This is a genomic window from Streptomyces sp. NRRL S-340 (genome assembly GCF_000720185.1).
Classification (GTDB): domain Bacteria; phylum Actinomycetota; class Actinomycetes; order Streptomycetales; family Streptomycetaceae; genus Streptomyces.
The window spans coordinates 1-21,008 of record NZ_JOIY01000028.1; the positions used below are offsets into that span (position 1 = coordinate 1).

Consider the following 21,008-nt stretch of genomic DNA (forward strand, 5'->3'; position numbering starts at 1 on the left):
GGCGGGGGGCGTCCGGCCGGGGGCGCGGGGTGCGGGGGCCGGGGCGGGAGAGCGGGTCACGGAGGGCACGGCGGGAGCCTTTCCGGCCGGGGTCAGGCCGTGAAGAAACGCGAGCGCTGGGACTCGATCTTCTTGAGCGTGCCGGAGCCGTCGTCGGGGTGGCTGAGCCACTCGGTCAGGCCGGGCAGCAGGACGGTGGAGACGAAACCGGGGTCGCTGTCGCGGTCGGCGAACTGGCTGATGTGCTTGGCGTCCGCGATGAGCCGCGCGGACTTCTTCTGCAGGGCGTTGTACGAGCCGGTGCCGGCCTGTTCGTTGACGGCGAGGTTGCTCGGGTCGACGCCCATGTAGGTGTGTTCGGCCCGCGCGGTGCCGAGGAACTCCAGGAACTTCTTCGCCCCGTCCGGGTTCTTGGGCCTGCGGCTGAGCATGAAGCCGTCGGTGGGGGCTTCCACGGTGTCCTGGCCGTGCGCGGCGTCGACCTCGGGGAACGGGAAGAAGTCGATGTCGGCGCGGAGGGACTCGTCGGTGATCTGCTGGCCGAGGAAGAGGCCGATGACCGCCATGCCGGACTTCTTGTCCAGCAGCGACTGGGCGGCGTCCTGCCAGGACCGGCCGCCCCCGCTCGCCTGGTAGTACGGCGTCAGTTCGCGCCACAGGTCCAGGACGCGGGCGGTGCGCGGGTCGGTCCAGGACACCTGGCCGCGCAGCAGTGAGGTGTGGAAGTCGTAGCCGTTGGCGCGCAGGTTCAGGTAGTCGAAGGCGCCGAGGACCGACCAGCTGTCGCCGCCGCCGTATCCGGAGGCCACGGGGGACAGGCCGTCCTTCTTCATCCGCTTGGCCAGCGCGATGAACTCGTCCCACTTGCGCGGGACCTGGTAGCCGCGTTCCTGGAAGAGGCTCTTGTGGTAGAAGACGGCCCACGGGTAGTTGTACAGCGGCACGAAGTAGTACCTGCCGTCCGCGCCCCGCGCCAGTTGCCTGGTCGCCTCGCTGAAACCGCCGCCTATCTTCTCCCAGACGTCGTCGAGCGCGGTGCACAGGCCCTTCTTGGCGAAGTACTGCATGCGGTACCCGGCGAACCAGGTGAACACGTCGTCCGGGGTGCCCTGGAGGTAGCTGGTGATGGACTTCTGGAAGGTGTCGTGGTCGACGGTGTTCGTCTTCACCTTCAGGCCCGAGCCGGCGGTGAAGGCCTTGGTGAGGGCGGCGTAGGCGGACTTCGGGGTGGCGTCGGCGCCGTTGGAGCCGAAGGTGACCGTGTTCGGGTCGGCGCCCGCTCCCCCGCCGCAGGCGGTGAGGACGGGGGCGGCCAGGGCGGCGGCGCCCAGCCCGAACAGGCCGCCGACGACCCTGCGCCGCCCTGGGCCGGGCGCAGCCAGCGGGGTGCGGATCTGCTGCGTCATGGTTGCTCCTCGTACGTGCGTGTGGGAACGGTCGGGGGTGCCGGGGGGCGGCGCGATCTCAGTGTGCGTCCGAGTGTGCTGTCGTGGTGTGCGCCGACGGCGTGTGTGCCGTGGTCCGCCGGCGGCCTGTGCGGTGTGCGGGCGTACCGTCGGTGTGCGGGCTGCCGGTGACCGGGTGTGCCGTCAGTGTGTGTGCTGGGCGGTGAAGGACTGGATGGCGGTGGCAGCCGCCCCGCGGGCCCATTCCTCGAAGGCCAGCGGGCGCGTCTGTACGTCGCACTGGGCGGCGGAGCCGAAGGCGGCGGCGGTGAACGCGTCGCGGATCTGCTCGGCGAACAGGTCGTAGGCGGCCAGGCCCTCGCCGGAGATGATCACGCGTTCGGGGCCGAGCAGGTTGGCCACGGTGGCGATGCCCCGGCCGATCGCCTCACCGGCGCGCGCGTAGGCCTCACGCGCCCCGGCGACGCCCTGTCGGGCCAGGGCCACGGCCTCCGCGGCGTCGGCGACCTCCGCGCCGGTGGCGTCCCTGATCCGCCGGACGATGGCGGCGTCCCCGGCGATCGCCTCCACGCAGCCGCGGTTGCCGCAGCGGCACGGCGGGCCGGCCGGATCGACGGTGACGTGCCCGATCTCGCCGGCCACGCCGTGGGCGCCTGCCACCACCCGGCCGTGCACGACCAGGCCGCAGCCGATGCCCGCGCCGACCGTCACCACGGCGAAGTCCGACAGCCCGACGCCCGCGCCGAACCACTGCTCGGCGACGGTGAGGGCGCGGACGTCGTTGTCGACGGTGACCGGCAGCCCCGTGGTCGCCGCGGCGAGTTCCGCGAGGGGCACGTCACGCCAGTCCAGGAACGGCGAGTACCGTACGACGCCCTCGGCGCGGTCCACGTCGCCGGAGACGGCGACGCCGAGTCCCATGACGTGGACGCCGAACCCGTCCGCCTCGGCCAGGAGTTCCCCCACCAGGGCGGCGGCCGAGGCCAGCACGGCCCGGGGGGCGCGGTCGGCGAGGGGCAGGTGCCGGGCGAGCAGGATGCGGCAGCACAGGTCGGTGAGGACACCGATGATCTCGTCGCCGGTCACCTTGATCCCGATGAACAGGGCGCGTCCGCCGTCGACCCGGACCAGGTTCGCCGGTCTGCCCAGCGCCGGGCGGGCGTCCTCGTCGGCGTCCTCCACCAGGTAACCGGCCTCGATCAGCGGCCGGACCGCCTTGGTGACGGCCGCGGCGGACAGTCCGGCCCGGCGGCCCGCCTCCGTGCGGGTGAGGGGGCCCTGGGAGAGGAGCGTGGTGAAGATCTGCGCGGCGGCGGGGGTGTTCGCCGGGAACGTCTCGGCGGACGGCCGCGGCGCGGGTGCGGCGGAACGGGGCGAGGCCAGGAGCGGCGGCGGGGACAGGGGCGAGGACATGGCCGGGAACCTAGGTCTCTTATTTTCTGCTGTCAATGAAAGAAGCAGGAATCCTCTGAAGATTGCCTGAGCGAGGTGATCGTCTTTCAAAGCCAGGCGACGAGTGGGGTGTTGACACCGGGTCGAAGGTCACGCTTGGCTCTTGCGAGCACGCCGCCTTCTGCCGCTGTCACCCCTTCTCGCGAACGTGAGGCCCGATGCCGACGATCTCCCACGCCCCCGACCGCGGGGTCTGGCTGCTGACCACGCCCCGCACCTCCTACGCCCTGCGCGTCGACGAGACGGGTGCGCCCTGCCATCTCGCCTGGGGGCCACGGCTGACCCTGCCGGAGGCGGTGGACCTCGCCGTCCCGCTCCCGGCGGCGGCGAGCAGCTTCGAGGGACGGCCGCCGGTGGGCGAGGAGCTCCCGGTGGACGGCGGCACGCGCTACGGCCCGCCGTCCCTCCAGGTCCGCTACGCGGACGGCTCACGCGCCTTCGAGTGGGAGCCCACCGGCCACCGAGTCCTCGAACCCGCCCCCGGCCGCACGGAACTGGTCCTGGAGTTCCGCGACCGCCTGTACCCCCTGCACGTGGCGCTGCACTACACGGTGCGCGCGGACACGGACGTCATCGAGCGCCGTACGGTGCTGCGCAACGCCGGGGACCGGCACCTCGCCCTGCTGCGGGCCGACTCGGCGGCCTGGTCGCTGCCGCCGCTGCCCGGCTGCAGGATCAGTCACGTGACCGGCCAGTGGTCGGCGGAGAACCAGCTCAGCCGCGATCCGCTGCCGCCCGGCGAGACGGTGCTGACCAGCAGGCGCGGGATCACCAGCCACCACGCCGGCCCCTGGGTGATGCTGGACGACGGCGAGGCGTCCGAGGAGCACGGCAGGGTGTGGAGCGCGGCCCTGGCCTGGAGCGGGAGCTGGCGCATCACGGTGCAGCGGACACCCGACGGGCGGGCCGGCTTCACCGGCGGCGCCGGCCACGAGGGCACGTCCGTGCCGCTCGCGCCGGGCGAGGAGTTCACCACCCCGGTGTTCGCCGGGCTGTTCACCGAGGGCGGCTTCGGCGCGGCGAGCCGGGCCTGGCACACGTATGTCCGCCGCCATGTGCTGCCCCACGCCCAGGAGGTGGCCCCCGTGCTGTACAACTCCTGGGAGGCCACCGGTTTCGACGTGGACGAGCGGAGCCAGAAGGCGCTCGCGGAGCGGGCCGCCGCGCTGGGTGTCGAGCTGTACGTCGTCGACGACGGCTGGTTCGGCGCACGCCGCAGCGACCGGGCGGGGCTGGGCGACTGGACGCCGTCCCCGGACCGCTTCCCCGGCGGGCTCGGTCCGCTGGTGGACGCGGTGCACGGGCTCGGTATGCGCTTCGGTCTCTGGGTGGAGCCGGAGATGGTCAACCCGGACAGCGACCTGTACCGGGCGCACCCCGACTGGGTGCTGCACGTGCCCGGCCGCGACCGCACGGAGCTGCGCCACCAGCTCGTGCTGAACTTCGCCCGGGACGACGTCGCCGACTGGGCGTACGGCTGGCTCACCCGGCTGGTCGGCGAGCACGGCATCGACTTCCTCAAGTGGGACATGAACCGCCCGTTCAGCGAGGCCGGCTGGCCGCGGCAGGAGGGCGGGGAGCAACTGGGCGGCGACGGCCCCGGCGGGTCCGGCGGGTCCGGCGGCGGCGACGGTCCCGGCGGGCCCAGCGGCGGTGACGGCGGCGACCGGCTGTGGACGGCGTACGTCAGCAACCTGTACGGCGTCCTGGACCGGCTGCGCGCCGACCACCCGGGGCTGCGCGTGGAGACGTGCAGCGGCGGCGGCGGACGCGTCGACCTGGGCATCCTCGCCCGCACCGACCAGGCGTGGGTGTCGGACAACACCGACGCGGTCGACCGTCTGGTGATCCAGCACGGCTTCGGCCAGATCCATCCGGCGCGTGTGCTGTCCGCCTGGGTGACGGACGTGCCGAACCAGCTCACCGCACGCACGGTGCCGCTGCGCTTCCGCTTCCATGCCGCGATGTCCGGGCTGCTGGGCATCGGCGGCGACCTGACCCGCTGGTCGGAGACCGAACTGGCGGAGGGCGCCGAGCTGGTGGCCGCGTACAAGAAGGTGCGTCACCTGGTCCAGCAGGGCGATCTGTACCGGCTGGCCGGCCCGCACGGCGAGGGCCCGACGGTCGTGCAGTACGCCGCCGGGGACGGCGCGGAGACGCTGGTGCTGGCCTGGCGGCGCGGGCCGCGGCACGGAGTCCCGCAGCTCCCGGTGCGGTTGCGGGGGCTCACCCCCGGGGCCCGCTACCGCGACGCGCGCACGGGCGAGGTCCACCACGCCACGGTCCTCGCGGAGTACGGGTTCCACCCCGGCCTGGCGCCGGGCGACTGGGCCAGCTGCGCGGTGCACCTGGTCCGGCTTCCCTGACGCGTACTGCCCTGGCTCCTCTTGTTCGCAGCTCTGAGGGCCGGGTCGTCGCCGACCGCGCGGCGCGGTCGGCAGCCGTCGCGCGACAGCCGGGAGCGGTGCTCCGGGTGCCGGGGTCGTCGCTGCTCGCGCCGTGCGCCGACGCGTGCGTGACCGGGGCCCTCGCCACGGTCGGTCCGGGGGCGCGGGCCGCGGCGATGCCGGCGGTGCGGGCGGCGGGCGGAGAAGCGGGGTGAACGGGCGCCCGGCGCCGGCGGGCTCTCGCCCCTCGGCGCCGGCCGGAGCCCGTGTCAGCTCATGTGGTAGCTCGTGTCGCCCACCAGGTGGACGTTGATGCGGCGCTCGGCGAACCGCCAGGTTCCGTCCCGCCACACGTAGCGGTCGTTGTAACGGCCGGCCGCGATCGGCTGGAGGGGCAGTCCATCGGCGGCCTGGAAGAGCGTCAAGTAGGCCCGCCCCGTGGCCGTGCAGGCCTCCTCGTCGATGTCGATACGGATGTTGGTGGTGACGTGGTGCGTGCGGAGCGTGCCGTCGCTGTGGACGATCGTGCGGTCCCGCAGCATCCCCTCGACGGCGGCGCTGCCCTCGTAGCGGGTGCCGTCCGTGCCGATGAAGGCGCCCTCGGCGAACAGCGCGCCCACGCCCGCCAGGTCGGCGCTGTCGAGACGTTCCGCGTACTCGGCGATCAAGTTCTCGATGGGCCGGGAGTCGGAGACTGATGCCATGAATGTTCATCCTTGAGTGTGGTGGTGGATCGTCGTCGGTCGCGGCCGTCCCCGCAGGGGACCCCGTGAGATTCAGGCGATGTCTTCCTCGACCGGTGCGAGCACGCGCTGCTCCGCCCTCGGCTCCGCTTGCCTTTCCGCCTGGCCGGCGGCGCCGGAACCGGACGGGATGAGCAGGCACGAGACCAGCCCGACCATGCCGGCCAGGGCCAGCACCAGGAACGCCGTCGTGAACCCGCTCTCCTCGGGGTATCCGTCGCTGCCCGTGCGGGACGCGAGGATGGCGGCGACCGCGGCTGCGCCAACGGCGCCTCCGATGGTGCGGATGTTTGCGTTCATCCCCGTCGCGGCGCCGGTGTGCTCGGCGGGCACTGCGTGGACGACCGCGGCGGACAGAGCCGACAGACCGATGCCGAATCCGAGGCCTCCGATCGCGGCCGAGAGGGAGACCAGCCAGGCGCTGCCGTGCAGCAGTCCCAGCATGAGGAAACCGATGATGGTCGGCAGGGTGCCGACGATGAGGAGCAACTTCGCCGGCATCTTGTTCCCCAGGGGTCCGGCGGCGAGGCCACCGACGAACTGGGAGGCCATGACCGGCAGGAAGAGCAGGCCGGACACGGTGACGGACTCACCGAGTCCGTAGCCGGTGCTGGACGGGGTCTGGAGGAAGACGGGGATGAAACCCAGCGCGGAGTAGAGGGTGACACCGAAGAGGAACGAGGCGAGGTTGGCCGTCCACACAGCGCGCATCCTGAAGACGGTCATGTCGATCAGCGGGAACCTGGAACGCGACTCGACGAGCACCCACAGGACGCCGGCCACCACAGCGGCGGCGAACAGCCCCAGGGTCTTGCCCGACGCCCAGCCCCACTCCTGGCCCAGGCTCAGCGGCAGCAGGAGCAGGACGAGCGTGAGGGAGAGCATGGCACCGGCCGGCCAGTTCATCCGGCCCGCGGACCTCGTGCCGGTCTCCGGGACGACGGCGAGCACCAGGAGCATCATGATGCCGTTGGCGATGGCGGGCAGCCAGAACAGCCATGGCACGCCGAGCCCGTCGATGATCGGGCCGGTGACCACCAGGCCGATGGCTCCGCCCACCGCACTGATCGCCGCGATCATGCCGATCTTGGCACCGACCTGCTCGCGGGGCAGAAGATCGCGGACGATGCTGAAGGCCAGCGGCAGCGTGGCACCACCCGCTCCCTGCAGCACGCGTCCCACGACCAGGACGGGCAGGTCGGTCGCGAGTGCCGCGACCACGCTTCCGAGGGCCAGGAGCAGCAGGACGGCGACCAGGACGCGGCGTTTGCCGATCTGGTCGCCGAGTCGGCCGAGGATCGGGGTCATGACGGCACTCGACAGGAGGAACGCCGTGAGCACCCAGCTCACCCCGAGCTGGTCCGTGTGCACCTGGTCGCGCAGGGCCTCCAGTGCGGGGTTCACCATCGACTGCACCAGGGCGTAGGACACCGAGCAGATCGAGAGGATCATCAGCACGACACCGGCACCACGCGCGGCGGGTGACAGGGCCGCCCCGGGGTCACCCGAAAAACTATCACTGGACTTCATGGTCCAATGATGAGCCCTCAAAATTGGATCGTCAAGTCCATTCTTCAGTGGCCCGCGCCGCTCCCGCCCGCCCGGCCGCCGGGGACGCGACCTCGTCCCACCGGTCCAGGGCCTCGCGCAGCGCGCTTCGCGTCGTGACCCCCAGCTTCGGGAAGAGGCGGTACAGGTGGGTGACGACGGTCCGCTCGGGCAGCCGCGTCCGCTCGCCGATCTCCGTGTTCGTCAGCCCGCGCGCCGCCAGGTTGGCTATCTCCCGCTCCCGCGCGGTCAACCGCACCGCGGGCCGCCGCACCGCGCCGGCCAGTGCTTCGACGGCCCTCAGCTCGTCCCGGGCCGAACGGGCCCAGCCGACGGCGCCCAGCAGGTCGAAGGCTTCCGCGGCCAGGGCCAGCGGCCGCAGGGCGGCCGGGCCGCCCCCGCGGCGCCGCACACTCCTCGCGTACGCCAGTCGGACCAGCGCCAGTTCGAACGGGAAGCGCGCCCCGCTCGGGTGGGATTCGGCGCGGGCGAACAGGGCGGCGGCCTCCGCCTCGTCGTCGGCGGTGATCGCCAAGGCGCCGTGGGTGAGCAGGGCCAGGCGCGGCGAGACACCGGGAAGACCGGCGTCCCGCGCGGCCGGCGCATGCTCCCGGGCCTGCCGCAGCCGCCCGGTACCGAGCGCCGCCTCCACCAGGTCGAACAGGGTGCGCGACGCCTGGTGCGCGCAGGGCCGGAAGGCACCCGGGGCGGTGATACCGGTGGCATGCCGGCACGCGGTCTCGAAGTCGCCGTCGCTCAGCGCCGCCGTGACCGCGTGGTTCTCGCTCCGCTCCGCGGCCCGGGGCGGGCAGTCCCCCGCCGCGACGGCAGCACCGCTCCGGGACGCAGAACCCGCCGCCGCCGTGACCGCGGCCGCCTCCGTGACCGCGGCCGCCTTCTCGTCCGGGTCGGCCGTGGCCGCCGCGAGAAGGGTGGCGTACCGGTCGAGGGTGTCGCGGCGGGTACGGACCGGCTCGCCGTGGGCGACACGGCGCTGCCGGCCAGTGGCCGGCCGGACGACACTCGTCCGTACCAGCGGATGCCGCGATGCCGATGCGCCGGTGTCCGGACCGGCGACCGACAGGCCGCGTGCCACCGCCTCCTCCCCGTCGCGCACGCGGTAGCGGGTCCCGGCGGCCGCGCCGTGACCCGGCTCGGCTCCCGCTCCGTCGAGCGCGCCCCTCACCGGCTCCGCGCGGACGGGGCCGCTCAGCTCGGCGATGCGGGCGCCGTAACGTTGCTGCAGCTGTCCGGACAGCGGTGCGTACCGGGTGCCCCACGGACCGTCCGGCGCCCGGTCCGCGACAGGACCGCCGAGACGGGGCGGCAGTTCGAGCAGTGCCAGGGGATTGCCCCGGGCCTGGTCCAGCACCAGCCGGTGGACGCGTCCGCTCCACAAGGGGTGGTACCGGACCAGCAGGAAAGCGGCATCGTCGGCACCGAGAACGGCGACCGGGGCCCGCGTCAGCGCGGCGGCGGGGAAGCGCAAGGCGAGGGGGGCGCCGTCGCGGGAGGCCACGCGGACCTGCACCCGGAGACCGGCCGGCCGCCGGCCTGCGGACCCGCACACGGCATCGCCGGCGTCGTCCAGCCGGTGACCGCCGTCGGGCACGATCAGCAGCGGCCGGACCGCGGCGACGGACGACAGCAGGCGGAGCCACGCCCCGCCGAGGGCCATGACCGGCGGGGGCGTGCCCTCGGTCCGACCGGACCCCGCGTCGCACACCACGCCGGTGCCGGCGTCGGGCGGGGCCGCGGCGAGCAGCGGATACAGGATCTGCCGCAGCCCGGCGCGGGGCAGCTCCGCCTCCGCCTCGACCCCGGCCACCCGGATCACCAGCGGGCCCTGCCCGGCAACCAGGGTCGCCACGTCGTCCAGCAGGATGCTCTTGCCCACACCCGAACCGCCCGGCAGGAGAAGGCAGTTGCCCTCAGTGGCTCCGACGGACTCCCACAGTCCCACCCGTTCCGCGTCCCGCCCGACCAGCACCGTGGTTGATGTCATGTCCCCGCTCCCTCACCGCAGCCCCGCGCCGAGCGTGCCGCGGCCCCTCGCATACGGGCGAGCAGAACCCGGAGCACTGCCGGGCACCTCTTTCAACTACCCGGTTAGTTGAAAGTGAACATCCGGGTCGGTGAACTGTCAAGTAAACAGTTAGTTAGTAGCTGCGCTATCCTCGGCACATGCAGCGCGACGCCGAAGCCACCAAGCAACGACTCATCGCGGCCGGACGGGCCGAATTCGCCGCGTACGGGCTCAACGGCGCCCGTGTCGACCGCATCGCCGACGCCGCGCAGTGCAACAAGGCCCAGATCTACCACTACTTCAAGAGCAAGGCGGGACTCTTCGAAGCGGTCTGGAACAGCCTGGTCGAGCACATCATCGTGCACCTGCCGCAGGACGCCGAGGACCTGCCCGAGGTGGCGGCGAACCTCAGCGACATCTACGCCCGGTACCCGGAGTTCCCGCGGCTGATCACCTGGCAGCGCATGGAGCGGGGCGACCAGACGCCCAATGAACAGGCGATGGAGGACGTGCGCAGGAGAAGCGCCCTCATCGCCGACGCTCAGGCCAAGGGCGTGGTCTCCACCCGGTTCGAGGCCCGGGTGCTGCTCGCCCTGCTGATCCACATCGCGATGCTGTGGGAGGCGGCCAACCCCGAGGTGCTGGCGGTGGTGGACATCGACGACAGTCACCAGCGCCGCGAGATCGTGAAGCGCGTCACCGCCGCACTGGTGAACTGAACGGGTCCCGTCCCGAGGCCGCGGGCGCGATCACTCTGGGGTGACCCCGGGTGTCGGGGTGCGGACCGGTGCGTCCGGCCTCGTCGACAGCGGCCGGTGGAATGAGGAACAGGTCGACAATCACAGCAGGGGTGGTGCGGGTGTTCCTTCTCCGTCGCCCCGGACACACCCCGGACGTGTTTTCGGCACACCTGTCGCCACAGGAAAGCCGACGACCGGAGGTGTCCACGACGCGCGGACGATGCCTTTTGGACCAACAAGTCCACGAAAGGAGCAGGCATATGGGTACCTAACGGACAGCAGCTCGCTCAGACTGGACTAAATCCTCCAGAGTTGCAGTAACCTGACGCCATGGCACTGACTGCGAAGGGCCGTGCTACCCGGCAGCGCATCATCGAAGGAGCGGCGGCACACATGCGCGGCGACGCTCCGGGGACGGTGACGCTGGACGACATCAGGGCGATCACGGGCACCAGCAAGGGACAGCTCTTCCACTACTTCCCCGGTGGCAAGGAGGAGATCCTCCTTGCCGTCGCCCGCCATGAGGCCGAGCGCGTCATCACGGACCAGCAGCCCCACGTCGACTCGCTCACCTCCTGGCCGGCCTGGACACGCTGGCGGGACGCCGTGGTGGCGCGCTACCAGGCACAGGGCGCCCACTGCCCGCTCGGCAACCTGATGGACCAGGTGGGCAGCACCCCGGGCGCCGCCGAGGTCGCCGCGTCCCTGCTCCGACGCTGGCAACGACTCCTGCGGGAGGGGATCACCGCCATGCGGGCCGAAGAGCTCATCGACCCGGCGCTCGACGCCGACCAGGCCGCGGCGGCCTTCATCGCGGGCATACAGGGCGGCGTCCAGATGCTCCGCTCGACCGGTGACAGCACCCCTCTCGAGGCGGTCATCGACATCCTCATCGCCCATCTGAAGGGACGGAGCGCCCAGGGCACCGGACTCTCCGCGGCACTCACACCTGAAAACACATATGTCCTACACTCACATGTATGACCAATAGTGACAACGTGTCCGATGCGTCCGCAGCCTTTCTGGCAGCGGTCGAAGCACTCGCCGGCACCCTCCCGAACGGCTTCGTCGGCCGCGGCCCCGACGGCGCTCTCCTGGCGTTCACCCGGTCGCGGATACCCGCGCTGAACGGCATCCTGAGCGCGTCGGCCGTCCCGGACACGAAGGAGATCGGCCCGCTCTGCGACGAGGCAGAGGCACAGGCGCAGCAAGTGCCCTGGAGCATCCGGCTGCGGGGGGAGCCGGATGCGGAGATCGTCCGCATCGCCGCCGCGCACGGCCTGCACACCCTCACCCGGCAGGCGTTCATGCTGCTGCCGCTCGAAGAGGAGCGGGACGTGACAAAGCCGCAGGAGCCCGTCTCCGTACGCCCGCTGCACGAGGACGAGTTCGAGACCTTCGCCACCGTCCTGGGAGCCGCGTTCGAGGCTCCGCCCGCCATCCTCACAAGCCTCTACACACCGCTCGTGCTCGGACGCCCCTTCGTCCGCGCGTACCTCGCGGAGGCGGACGGCGTGCCGGCGGCGGCCGGGCTGGCCATCCTGACACAGGGCCACGCCGGTCTCGCCAACATCGGCACCCTGCCCGGGTACCGCCGGCGGGGCCTCGGCCGGGCGGTGACCGAGGCACTGCTGCGGGACGCGCGAGAATCCGGAGCACACACGGCGTATCTGCATTCGGGCGAGGAGAGCGAGCCGTTCTTCCAGCAGGCCGGTTTCCGCACCGAGGAGTCCTGGTCCGCTTTCACGGCCTGACCCACCGGGCGGGGAGAAACACACGCGTGACCGGTTCCCGGCCCACCGCGTGGGTGGTCATTCAAAACGTCTGCCGCCGTACGGAGTCGTGGCGACGATCGATCCCCCGTCGTCGGCGCACAGGCGCACATACGAATCGGGTCGTCGCCCCGTACGCCCTCGCTTGATCCACTGATCGTGTATACGCGTGACGGGCCTCCCGCGCGTACGGGCTCACCACCGGCGCCGAGCGCGGCCACGTACCGGAGCTGAGTGTGAGAGCTGTAGGTGCGTCCGAGTTCGGAGGCACGTAGAAGCTCACCGTGTTCGATCTGCCGGAGCCGCACGCCGGTCCGGAACAGGTGCGTGTGCGTGTGCGCGTGCGTGTGCGTGCGGCGACGGTCGATTCCGCCGACCGGTACGTCCGAGCGGCGCCGTGGACCTCGGCGCGGTACGGCCGCCGCACATCCTCGGTCTCGAGGCAGCGGGGGCCGTCGACGAGACCGGCCCGGGGCAGCCACCGGGCTGCGGATCGGCGACCGGGTGGTGGCGGTGGCCTCACCCGTCGAGCCCATGGGCGGCGCGTACGCCGGGTCCGTCGCGCTGCCCGCCTGGCGCGTCGCCCGCGCGCCCGCGGGCAGCAGCCACAGCGAGGCGGCCACCCTTCCGATGAACGGGCTCACCGCCCGCCACGCCCTGGACCCGCTCGGCCTGCCCCGGGGCCGGCCGTCGCGGTCACCGGCGGCGCCGGTGCGGTCGGCGGCTACGTGGTGCAGATGGCCGAGGCCCAGGGACTCACCGTGGTCGCGGTCGCCGCGCCGGCCGACGAGGAACTCGTCCGTGCTCTGGGTGCCGATCTGGTCGTGGACCGCGACGGCGGCCTCGCGCGGAACATCCTCGGGACCGTTCCCGGTGGCGTGCACGGACTCGTGGTCACCGTGGGCACCGGCGCGGCGGCGGTCCCCGCCGTGCGGGACGGCGGAGCGGTCCCCAGCCCCGTCGGTGGCGTGCGTTCCGCTCCCGCCACCCTCTCAGGGCGTGTTCAGTACCTCTCCGTCGCCGTACACCTGGGTGACCTCGACGTCGAGGACCGTGGAGATGCGGCCGAAGGACCAGTAGTAGCCCGCCACTTGCAGGACCTCCACCACCTCGCGCTCGGTGAGGAACGCGCGTACCTCCTCGAACACCTCGTCCGGGACGCGGGGGCCGCGCACCACCTCCGCGGTGAAGCGGAGCAGCGCACGGTCGGCGGGCGACAGGTCCGGGCTGTCGAGCAGCCGCTCGCGGATCAGCCGCCGGGTCCGTTCGTCGACGCCTGCCGCCTGCGCCAACGGGTCGTGCTGGGCCGCGACGAAGGGGCTGCCGCTGTACTCGGCGACGGTGAGGATCACCAGTTCACGCGAACGGGCCGGAAGCTCCAGTGAGGTGAACAGCACCTTCGCGAACTGGACGAAGGGCCGCACCGTGCCTTGCGAGTGCGCCATCATCCGCACCATCGGGTCCGGCGGCAGCGACGCGACGAGTGCGCGTACGTCGTCCGGGAAGGAGACGGGATCGGGGTCGGTCAGACGGGGCATGTCGTACTTCCTTCGTCGAGGGGAGAGGCGGTGGTTCAGGCGGCTTCTTCCGGCGGAACCTCGAAGCCGGTCTCGCTCAGATGCAGGAAGCGGCCGTCCTCGGCGAGGACGCCGAAGACCGCGACCTCCCGGTGCTGCTCTGAGCCGTCCTTGAGGGTGAGGCGGAAGACGTGCCGCTCGGCGTACACGGAGCCGTCGCGCACCTCGTCGAGCACGGTCACGGTGCCCGCGGCGACCAGGCTCCTGATCCCGGCGACCATGGCCACGAACGCGGCACGGTCCAGCGTGCGGCCGTCGCTGCGGTGGGTGTAGTCCGGGGCGTAGTACCGGTCGATGGTCTCGCCCAGGCCCGCGTCCGGGTCGGGGTCGAAGACCAGGGCGCGGAGCGCCTCGCTGATACGGGCAGATTCCATGGAGATGTCCTTTGAGATATATGTCGATGAATGACCGACATGATGTCGATGCATGGCTCTATGCACACATGTCTGGTGCGGTCGAGTCGATCTCCCCGGGAGTTGAGGCGGCACACGCCATGACCGGCACGGCGCTGAAACACGCCACGCAGCGCCCGTGCCGCGCCTCCGGCGGGAATGCGCGGCGGCGGACACGCCGTCGAGCCACGTGCGCACCCTCGGACCTGTCCATCCGGTGCCGGAAGAGACCGCCGTCCGGGTTCCGGACCGGTCATGTGAGCAGATGCCCGGTCAGCGCAGCTTACGGAAGGAAGCACGCAGGTCGTTGATCCACGCCTCGGGGTTCTCGTAGGGGCCGAAGTGGCCCCCCTTCTCATGGACGTTCACGTCGCGGATGTCGGCGTAGAACCGGGCGCCGCCGTTCTCGAAGATTCCGATGCGTTCCTCGACGCTCTCCGCGCCGGGCGAGGAGTCGCCCAGCAGGAACGTGAAGCTGGCCGGGGCCTGCACGTAGGGGGTCTTGTCGTTGACCGGCTTCGGCGGGTAGAGGCTGGCGTTCTTGTAGGCGCGGATCGAGGAGCCGATGGCCTCGTTGACCCAGAAGATGGTGGCGAAGGTCAGGATGTCGTCGGCGGGCCAGTTGGCCTCGAAGTCGCCGTTGCGGTCGCTCCAGGTCTTGTACCGCTTCAGGATCCAGGCGAGCATGCCCACCGGGGAGTCGTTCAGTCCGTGGGTGATCGTCTGGCCGTCGAGGATGTGGGCTGCCACGTGCGAAACGTAGATGTTGTTGCGCCGCACGAGCCGGGCCCGCTCCGCCGGCGGGAGGTTCTCGGTCTGCTGGCCGCCGGACAGGTCCCAGGGCCGGTCGCCCTGGAACATCACGGGCGGCATCTCGTTGCCGAGGTGGATGCCGTAGAGGGAGTCCGCGTACTTGTGGCCCATGCGGGCGCCCACCAGCGCGCCGTAGTCGGCGGCGCCGATCCCGTACTTCTCGTAGCCGAGCACCTCGGTCATCAGGGTGTGGAAGCGGTCCGCGATGCTCGCGTAGTTCTCCCTGGGGTCGGTCAGCGGCGTGGAGAAGCCGAAGCCGGGCAGGGAGGGGACGATGACGTCGAAGGCGTCGGCGGGGTCGCCGCCGAAGGCGGCCGGGTCGGTGAGCGGCTTGATGACCTTGTTCCAGTGGGCGCTGGTCCACGGCCAGCCGTGCCCGAGGAGCAGCGGGACCGGAGCCGGGCCTGTTCCCCGCTCGTACATGAAGTGCACCGGGGTGCCCCCGATGTCCACGCGGTGCTGGTTGAAGGTGTTGAGCCGGGCCTCGGCCGCCCGCCAGTCGAAACCGTCGGCCCAGTACTCCACCAGGGGCTTGAGATAGGCGGTGCTCAGACCGTACCGGCCGTCCTCGTTCTCCGGGTCGGCGGCGAAGCGGGTCATCCTCAGCCGCGTCCGCAGGTCGTCGAGAACCTCCTGCTGGACGTTGACGGTGAACGGGGGGAGGGACCTGCCCGAAGGGGGGATGTTCATGGTGTCTGCTCCTTGTCACGACGGTGAGTCCACGCGCGGGTGCTGCGCTTCGGGTGGACCTTGTGCCTTGGGTCTTGTGCGCTGTGGGCCTCGGTCATCTATGGACCTGGTAGTCCAAATAGCATGGCCCGAGAAAACTGGACCGTCAAGTTCAGAAAAGACGGAGCCCCTCGAAGGGAACGGGTGTCGGCGATCCTTCAGTAACCAGCTCGACCGGTGACGAGTATATGCTGCATCTTCGTCACCACTCAATGGGGTGACGAAGCGGGATTGGACGAGGGCGTCATGGCGGAGCCATGGCGACCGACGACGACGCCCGCGAGGTGCGGTGCCAGGCCCCGCGAGCCCGGCACGATCCGAACGAGAGGTCCCAGGGCGGCCGTGACAGCCCCCGGGCGCGACGGGGCACAGCGGGTGCCGGGAGCCGCAACGCGGGGCTTCGGCCGCGGTGGACACGAAGCATCGGAGGCTGCTTTCGAGCCGTACTGCCGTGGCGTCGCCCGGAGCGTCAGGAGGCCTCGGCGCGGATGCCGCCGTCCAAAGCCGCGTTCAGCGGACCGAGCACCGCGAGCAGAGTCATGACCGCACGGTTCAGCGGGACTTCGATCCCGTGGGCCTCGGCGTGCCGGACCACCGCGCCGGTGAGGGCCTCGTACTCCACCGGCCTGCCGGTCAGCCGGTCGTAGAGCATCGAGGTGCCGTTGCCCTCGGCGAAGTCGGCGGTGAACGCCAGGGTGCGCTGTACGTCCTCCTCGGTCAGGCGCGCACCACTGGCCGCACCCACTGCGGCCACCTCGCGCATGAGGCCCAGTGCCAGGTCACGTATCGGCCGTTCCCTGAACACCTCCATGCGGCGCAGAGTGAGCGCGGTGAGAGGGTTCACGGCGGCGTTGAGCATCAGCTTGAGCCATGCCGCGGTGACCAGGTCCTCCTGGGGGCGGACCGCCATCGTGCTGCCCCGGAACAGCTCCGCCAGCCGTCCGGCCTCCTCGCCCGCGGCCACTTCGAAGGAGTTGCCGTAGCCGAGACGGACGCGGCCGGGCGCCAGGCGCTCGGCCTGGATGTAGACCAGCGCCGGCACCACGGTGGTCTCCGCCGGTACGAGATCCCGCACGTCCTCGGTGTGATCGACCCCGTTGCGGAGCACCACGACCGTGGTGTGCTCGTCGCACAGGGCCGCGAGCCAGGGGGCGGTACCCCGGATGTCGAACGCCTTCACGGCGAGCAGGACCCAGCGAACCGGACGTACCTGGGCGGGCCGTGTCACGATCCGCGCGGGCACCCGCCGCTCGGCGGCGCCGGTGAGTATCCGCAGTTCGTCGAACGGGGTCCGCACACAGAGGTACACGGGATGTCCCGCCTCGTGCAGGGCGCCGGCGACCACACCGCCCACGGCTCCCGCGCCGACGACCGCGACCGTCGGCTCCGGCTGTGCATCGGTGAAAAGCACGACTCCGCTCCTTCTCGCCCTGCGGCGAAATGACTGTTCCGTCCCTTCCGCAGAAGGTGTTCCCGGTCGCCACCGTTCGGCCTCCGGGATGTGGAAGACCCACACGTGTCTCGTGGCGGGGGGCAGCTCGATCCAGGCCCGCGGGCCCTCCCGCTCCTGGTGGAGGCGGCAGGGCCCGTGGGGCACCGGGTCAGAGAATCCGGCGGAAGGTCTCCCGGAGGTCGGAGACGAACGCCTCGGGGTTCTCGTAGTGGACGAAGTGCCCGCCCTTCATGTGGGCGTTGACGTTGACCACGTTGAACGCTCCGCGTGTGGGCCCGTGCTCGAAGGCGGCGATGCGCTGCTCGGGGGTGTTGACCCCGGGCGGGAAGTGGTCACCGACGAGAAGGGTGAAGCCGGCCGGAGGCTCCACGGTGGGCTGACGGTCGTGGGAGGGTACCCACGGGTAGCGCTCGGCGTTGCGGTACATCCGGATGGAGCTGCCGATGGACTGCGTCACCCAGAAGATGGTGGCCTGGGTGAGGATGAAGTCGCGGGGGAAGTTCTCGTCGAAGTCGCCCCGCTTGTCGCTCCACTTCTTCCACCGCTTCAGGAGCCAGGCGAGCATGCCGATCGGCGAGTCGTTCAGGCCGTGGGTGAGGGTCGAGGCGTCCAGCATGTGCACCGCGACGTGGGAGACGTAGGTGTCGACGAAGTCCACCAGGTCGGCCCGGACCTCCGGCGAGGCGTCCTCGGGGATCTTGGCGCCGTCGGTGAGGTCCCAGAACCGTTCGTTGGAGAACTGCCCCGGCGGCATGTCGTGACCGTAGTGCAGGCCGATGATGCTGTCGGCGTACTTGTGGCCGAGCGCGCTGGTGACCAGGGCACCGTAGTCGGAGCCGGCCACCCCGTACTTCTCGTAACCGAGCACCTCGGTCATGAGCTTGTGCATGATGTCGGCGATCTTCCAGTAGTTCAGATCGCCCCTGCCGACCGGGGTGGAGAAGCCGAAGCCGGGCAGGTCCGGCAGGACGACGTCGAACGAGAGCGAGGGGTCGCCGCCGTGCGCGGCAGGGTCCGTCAGCGGGCCGATGAGGCCGTAGCTGAACTCGCCGGGCCACGGCCAACCGGGGTTGACGAGGAGCGGGGTCGCCTTCGGGCCCTTGCCGCGCACGTGGACGAAGTGCACCGGCGTGCCGTCGATCTCGACGGTGTACCGGCTGTAGGAGTTCAGCCGCTTCTCCTGCGCGCGCCAGTCGAAGCCGTCCGCCCAGTACTCGATGAACGGCTTGAGGTAGGCGGTGCTGAGGCCGTAGTACTCCTCCTCGTTGTCCAGGTCGTCGAAGAACCGGGTGTTGCGCAGCCGGTTCTGCAAGTCGTCCAGGACGTCCTGGGAGACGTCGATCTTGTACGGTTCCAGCGCGGTGGTCGGCTCGTTGCTCACGGATTCGCTGCTTTCGGGTCAGGAGGTGTGGCGAGATCGCCGGGGGCGAGGGGGTGTCGCGGGGTCCGTCAGACGGAGAAGTCCAGGCGGACGCGGGTCTGCTTCAACTCGTCGATGTACCAGGTGCCGTCCTTCTTGACGAAGCGCGCGTGGTAGTGGCCGAAACCGTGCATGACCCGGAAGGGAATGGCCTCCGACAGTTCGGCGTCCTCGGGACGGGTGACGATGTCCTCCATCGCCCACACGCCGTGCGCGGTCGTCGCCGAGTCGACATCGATCTCGTCGGAGAACAGGTGGTGGACCAAGGTCACGCCGGGGCCGCCGCTCGCACCGACGGTGGCGGCGATCCCGTCGCGGCCCTCCATACGCATCCACACCGAGCCGTCCGGCTTGTGGGGGGTGAAGGAGCCGCCAGGGGTGAACAGACCGGCGAGATCCTGCCAGCGCTGGTGGTCCGCGTAACGGACGTAGCGGGCCATCACGCGACGCAGGTCCTCGATGGTGGCGAGACGCTCTGCAGTATCCATGATCGGTTTTCCTTTGTTCCGTGAGGGACGGGCACCTGATGGAGGGGCCCCGGCCTGCGTCTGTTCCGCCCGGCCGGCCGGATCGGTCCGCCGTGGTCCGGAGGCGAAACCGTTGGACTCGATGGTCCAATCATGCGCCCCGCATTATGGACTGGCAAGTCCATACTACGTGACCCGCATCACTTATATGGACCATGGGGTCCAGTTCCTTCTCGGTGCTCTCCTCTGCGAACCGCTTCGCCTGGGGTGTCGTGCCCGTCGGTGGCGCCGTTTCGCCGAGCCGTGGCCCCTGCCGTGAATACCACCTGAATCGTCCGCACAGCCGTGGCTCGGGACATCGGTCATCCGACTGCCTTCTTGGCTGATTCCCGGCTTCGAGCCGGCCGCGCACCAGGTGACGCGGCCGGGTCCCCGGCGCTGCCGGGCCGCCGCGCTCCTGACAGTCCCATGACGTGCCGGGGCCCTGCGAGACGGGCCGCCGGCGCGGGGCGGCGCAGACCGGGGAGACGGCCCGGACAGCGGCCGGTCGGGAGAGGCGGCCGGTTCGTCCGCCCTTCGGCAGTGACGTGTTCCCCGCGAAGGTCAAGTGACGGATGCCGTCGTACGCGTGAGTGCGGAACAGTCGGAGCAATCACCCCTCCACGAAAGGAATCCCGTCATGAACGGCGAACAGCCCGGCATCCAGGTACGCCGGACGGCGTCTCGGGAGGTGCCCGTTCTCTCCCTGGACATCCGGCGGGTGCTGGACGGCGTGCCGCGGCAGCCCATCCGGGCCGAGTTCCGCTTCGACCCCGTGACCCCGATGATCGTGTCCGCCACCTTCACCCCGTGGCGGGGGCCGAGCGTGATCTGGCGGATCAGCCGTGAGCTGCTGTACCGGGGGCTGTACGAGGAGAGCGGAGAGGGCGACGTGCAGGCGTGGCCCACGCACAGCGACGAGGGGGAGGCGGCCTGGCTGCTCCTGGAGTCCAAGGGCACCAGCGCCGTCTTCGAGCTGCCCGTCACCGAGGTCGGGGAATGGCTGGACATGACCTACGGCGTCGTGTCGGCGGAGGCCGAGGCGGACGCCCTGGACTGGGACGCGTTCCTCGGAGAACTGCTGGACGGCCGGGCCCCGTTCAGCGACTGACCCGGCGGCGAGCGCGGACCGCAGTCACCTGACTGATGCGTGTGCCGGACGCCGGACGGAGGAGTGACGCCCCCGCCGGACGGCTCCAGGCTCTCCGGGCACCGCTCGGAGGATCCCACCCGTCTGCCGCCGGGCCGGATCCCGCTGTCCTGGGTCCCGGCTCGTCGGACCGGACGGACACCGCTGCCCACCCGGGCTGGGGGGCGGATACTCCGCGCCACCTGGCCGGGGCTGTGCGGCGACCGGTCGGACATCATGCGCCCCACCGTGACAGAGGTGCGTGCACTGCACGCTGCGCCGCGACGAGCGACGGGCGACGGTCGTGCTGGAACGCCTGAGCGGCGAAGAGTGGCCAGGGACCGAAGGGGCCGGCGGTCCGCATCGGTTTCCCGCGCGTGAGGGTGCGGCCCGGCGCGGCCGCTGCGCACGCGCCGGCGCCGCCCGCGGCAACGGTCACCCGGCGACACGGAGCAGGCCACCCCGTACGAGCGTCATCGCACGGCTCCCGCGTTCGCATGCCGCTCACCCCTGCGCCACGATCGGCCTGAGACCTGAGACGTGCGGCGCCGGGTACTGTTTCGTCCGGTCGACGTCACTTGTCCGCACACCTACCGACTTGCCCGCACGCCTACGCGTGACACACCCTGCTCGACAAGGACGTCAGGGGCTCGCCGGAACAGTCCCTACGACGAGCTGAGCGCCTCTGCGGGGGAACGGACCGGCACAGGGCAGACCGCGGATGTCCGGGATCACACACGTGTGCGTCATTGGGCCGTCGATCTAGACGTAACGGACATGGCATGCGTAGCATGCACATGTTTCTCCCCTGCGGACAGTCCGCCCGTCTGTGTCACCGCTGTCATGCCGACTAGGGCCGTCGTCCCTGCCCGTCGCCGGGATCCCGGGCTCCGATGTTCCAGTGTCACTTAGAAC

At 71.2% G+C, this 21,008-nt stretch carries 16 protein-coding genes; 5 read left to right on the forward strand and 11 right to left on the reverse strand.

What is annotated here, in order from left to right; genetic code table 11:
- Nucleotides 1-92 precede the first annotated feature (92 nt).
- Nucleotides 93-1,406, reverse strand: coding sequence for an ABC transporter substrate-binding protein (locus IG64_RS22115; RefSeq protein WP_037858927.1), 1,314 nt, complete (start codon nt 1,404-1,406; stop codon nt 93-95).
- 183 nt (nt 1,407-1,589) lie between these two features.
- Nucleotides 1,590-2,819 (reverse strand): ROK family transcriptional regulator, encoded by a 1,230-nt coding sequence (locus IG64_RS22120; RefSeq protein ID WP_078884137.1) that lies wholly within the window; start codon nt 2,817-2,819, stop codon nt 1,590-1,592.
- A gap of 197 nt (nt 2,820-3,016) precedes the next feature.
- Here IG64_RS22120 and IG64_RS22125 point away from each other — a divergent pair, with 197 nt between their 5' ends.
- The gene (locus tag IG64_RS22125; protein ID WP_037858930.1) at nt 3,017-5,224 is read left to right on the forward strand and encodes an alpha-galactosidase; all 2,208 of its coding nucleotides are present in this window, start codon (nt 3,017-3,019) and stop codon (nt 5,222-5,224) included.
- A gap of 290 nt (nt 5,225-5,514) precedes the next feature.
- Here the strand turns inward: IG64_RS22125 and IG64_RS22130 are convergent, their stop codons facing one another.
- From IG64_RS22130 to IG64_RS22140, 3 genes are all read right to left on the reverse strand, one after another.
- Nucleotides 5,515-5,949, reverse strand: coding sequence for a nuclear transport factor 2 family protein (locus IG64_RS22130; RefSeq protein ID WP_037858933.1), 435 nt, complete (start codon nt 5,947-5,949; stop codon nt 5,515-5,517).
- Nucleotides 5,950-6,021: 72 nt separating this feature from the next.
- On the reverse strand, nt 6,022-7,518 hold the full coding sequence (locus IG64_RS22135; protein WP_234438588.1) for an MFS transporter: 1,497 nt from the start codon (nt 7,516-7,518) through the stop codon (nt 6,022-6,024).
- Between the two features lie 31 nt (nt 7,519-7,549).
- Entirely contained in the window at nt 7,550-9,541 is a 1,992-nt protein-coding gene (locus IG64_RS22140) for a helix-turn-helix transcriptional regulator (RefSeq protein WP_078884138.1), read from the reverse strand.
- 179 nt (nt 9,542-9,720) lie between these two features.
- Here IG64_RS22140 and IG64_RS22145 point away from each other — a divergent pair, with 179 nt between their 5' ends.
- The 3 genes from IG64_RS22145 to IG64_RS22155 all read left to right on the forward strand — a co-directional run bounded on the left by IG64_RS22145 (nt 9,721) and on the right by IG64_RS22155 (nt 12,056).
- On the forward strand, nt 9,721-10,281 hold the full coding sequence (locus IG64_RS22145; protein ID WP_037858937.1) for a TetR family transcriptional regulator: 561 nt from the start codon (nt 9,721-9,723) through the stop codon (nt 10,279-10,281).
- 351 nt (nt 10,282-10,632) lie between these two features.
- On the forward strand, nt 10,633-11,286 hold the full coding sequence (locus IG64_RS22150; protein ID WP_051813185.1) for a TetR/AcrR family transcriptional regulator: 654 nt from the start codon (nt 10,633-10,635) through the stop codon (nt 11,284-11,286).
- The gene (locus tag IG64_RS22155; protein ID WP_037858938.1) at nt 11,283-12,056 is read left to right on the forward strand and encodes a GNAT family N-acetyltransferase; all 774 of its coding nucleotides are present in this window, start codon (nt 11,283-11,285) and stop codon (nt 12,054-12,056) included. Before IG64_RS22150 ends, IG64_RS22155 begins: the two co-directional genes overlap by 4 nt.
- Nucleotides 12,057-13,066: 1,010 nt before the next feature.
- On the opposite strand, the gene IG64_RS22160 is transcribed toward IG64_RS22155, so the two are convergent.
- The 6 genes from IG64_RS22160 to IG64_RS22185 form a co-directional block, all read right to left on the reverse strand.
- Nucleotides 13,067-13,612 (reverse strand): carboxymuconolactone decarboxylase family protein, encoded by a 546-nt coding sequence (locus tag IG64_RS22160; RefSeq protein ID WP_037858939.1) that lies wholly within the window; start codon nt 13,610-13,612, stop codon nt 13,067-13,069.
- A 35-nt stretch (nt 13,613-13,647) separates the two neighbouring features.
- The gene (locus IG64_RS22165; protein WP_037858940.1) at nt 13,648-14,025 is read right to left on the reverse strand and encodes a hypothetical protein; all 378 of its coding nucleotides are present in this window, start codon (nt 14,023-14,025) and stop codon (nt 13,648-13,650) included.
- A gap of 291 nt (nt 14,026-14,316) precedes the next feature.
- The gene (locus tag IG64_RS22170; protein WP_037858941.1) at nt 14,317-15,546 is read right to left on the reverse strand and encodes an epoxide hydrolase family protein; all 1,230 of its coding nucleotides are present in this window, start codon (nt 15,544-15,546) and stop codon (nt 14,317-14,319) included.
- Between the two features lie 508 nt (nt 15,547-16,054).
- Nucleotides 16,055-16,996: a 2-dehydropantoate 2-reductase gene (locus IG64_RS22175; protein ID WP_051813187.1), complete on the reverse strand. Its 942-nt coding sequence runs from the start codon at nt 16,994-16,996 to the stop codon at nt 16,055-16,057.
- 190 nt (nt 16,997-17,186) lie between these two features.
- Nucleotides 17,187-18,419, reverse strand: coding sequence for an epoxide hydrolase family protein (locus tag IG64_RS22180; protein ID WP_078884140.1), 1,233 nt, complete (start codon nt 18,417-18,419; stop codon nt 17,187-17,189).
- Between the two features lie 68 nt (nt 18,420-18,487).
- Nucleotides 18,488-18,946, reverse strand: coding sequence for a nuclear transport factor 2 family protein (locus IG64_RS22185; protein ID WP_037858943.1), 459 nt, complete (start codon nt 18,944-18,946; stop codon nt 18,488-18,490).
- Between the two features lie 658 nt (nt 18,947-19,604).
- On the opposite strand from IG64_RS22185, the gene IG64_RS22190 reads away from it, so the two are divergent.
- Nucleotides 19,605-20,075: an SsgA family sporulation/cell division regulator gene (locus IG64_RS22190; RefSeq protein WP_037858945.1), complete on the forward strand. Its 471-nt coding sequence runs from the start codon at nt 19,605-19,607 to the stop codon at nt 20,073-20,075.
- Nucleotides 20,076-21,008: the final 933 nt, after the last annotated feature.

Excerpts from the sequence above, each read along its gene's own strand:
- IG64_RS22115 (WP_037858927.1), bottom strand. The coding sequence starts at position 1,406 with ATGACGCAGCAGATCCGCACCCCGCTGGCTGCGCCCGGCCCAGGGCGG.
- IG64_RS22120 (WP_078884137.1), bottom strand. The coding sequence starts at position 2,819 with ATGTCCTCGCCCCTGTCCCCGCCGCCGCTCCTGGCCTCGCCCCGTTCC.
- IG64_RS22125 (WP_037858930.1), top strand. The coding sequence starts at position 3,017 with ATGCCGACGATCTCCCACGCCCCCGACCGCGGGGTCTGGCTGCTGACC.
- IG64_RS22130 (WP_037858933.1), bottom strand. The coding sequence starts at position 5,949 with ATGGCATCAGTCTCCGACTCCCGGCCCATCGAGAACTTGATCGCCGAG.
- IG64_RS22135 (WP_234438588.1), bottom strand. The coding sequence starts at position 7,518 with ATGAAGTCCAGTGATAGTTTTTCGGGTGACCCCGGGGCGGCCCTGTCA.
- IG64_RS22140 (WP_078884138.1), bottom strand. The coding sequence starts at position 9,541 with ATGACATCAACCACGGTGCTGGTCGGGCGGGACGCGGAACGGGTGGGA.
- IG64_RS22145 (WP_037858937.1), top strand. The coding sequence starts at position 9,721 with ATGCAGCGCGACGCCGAAGCCACCAAGCAACGACTCATCGCGGCCGGA.
- IG64_RS22150 (WP_051813185.1), top strand. The coding sequence starts at position 10,633 with ATGGCACTGACTGCGAAGGGCCGTGCTACCCGGCAGCGCATCATCGAA.
- IG64_RS22155 (WP_037858938.1), top strand. The coding sequence starts at position 11,283 with ATGACCAATAGTGACAACGTGTCCGATGCGTCCGCAGCCTTTCTGGCA.
- IG64_RS22160 (WP_037858939.1), bottom strand. The coding sequence starts at position 13,612 with ATGCCCCGTCTGACCGACCCCGATCCCGTCTCCTTCCCGGACGACGTA.
- IG64_RS22165 (WP_037858940.1), bottom strand. The coding sequence starts at position 14,025 with ATGGAATCTGCCCGTATCAGCGAGGCGCTCCGCGCCCTGGTCTTCGAC.
- IG64_RS22170 (WP_037858941.1), bottom strand. The coding sequence starts at position 15,546 with ATGAACATCCCCCCTTCGGGCAGGTCCCTCCCCCCGTTCACCGTCAAC.
- IG64_RS22185 (WP_037858943.1), bottom strand. The coding sequence starts at position 18,946 with ATGGATACTGCAGAGCGTCTCGCCACCATCGAGGACCTGCGTCGCGTG.
- IG64_RS22190 (WP_037858945.1), top strand. The coding sequence starts at position 19,605 with ATGAACGGCGAACAGCCCGGCATCCAGGTACGCCGGACGGCGTCTCGG.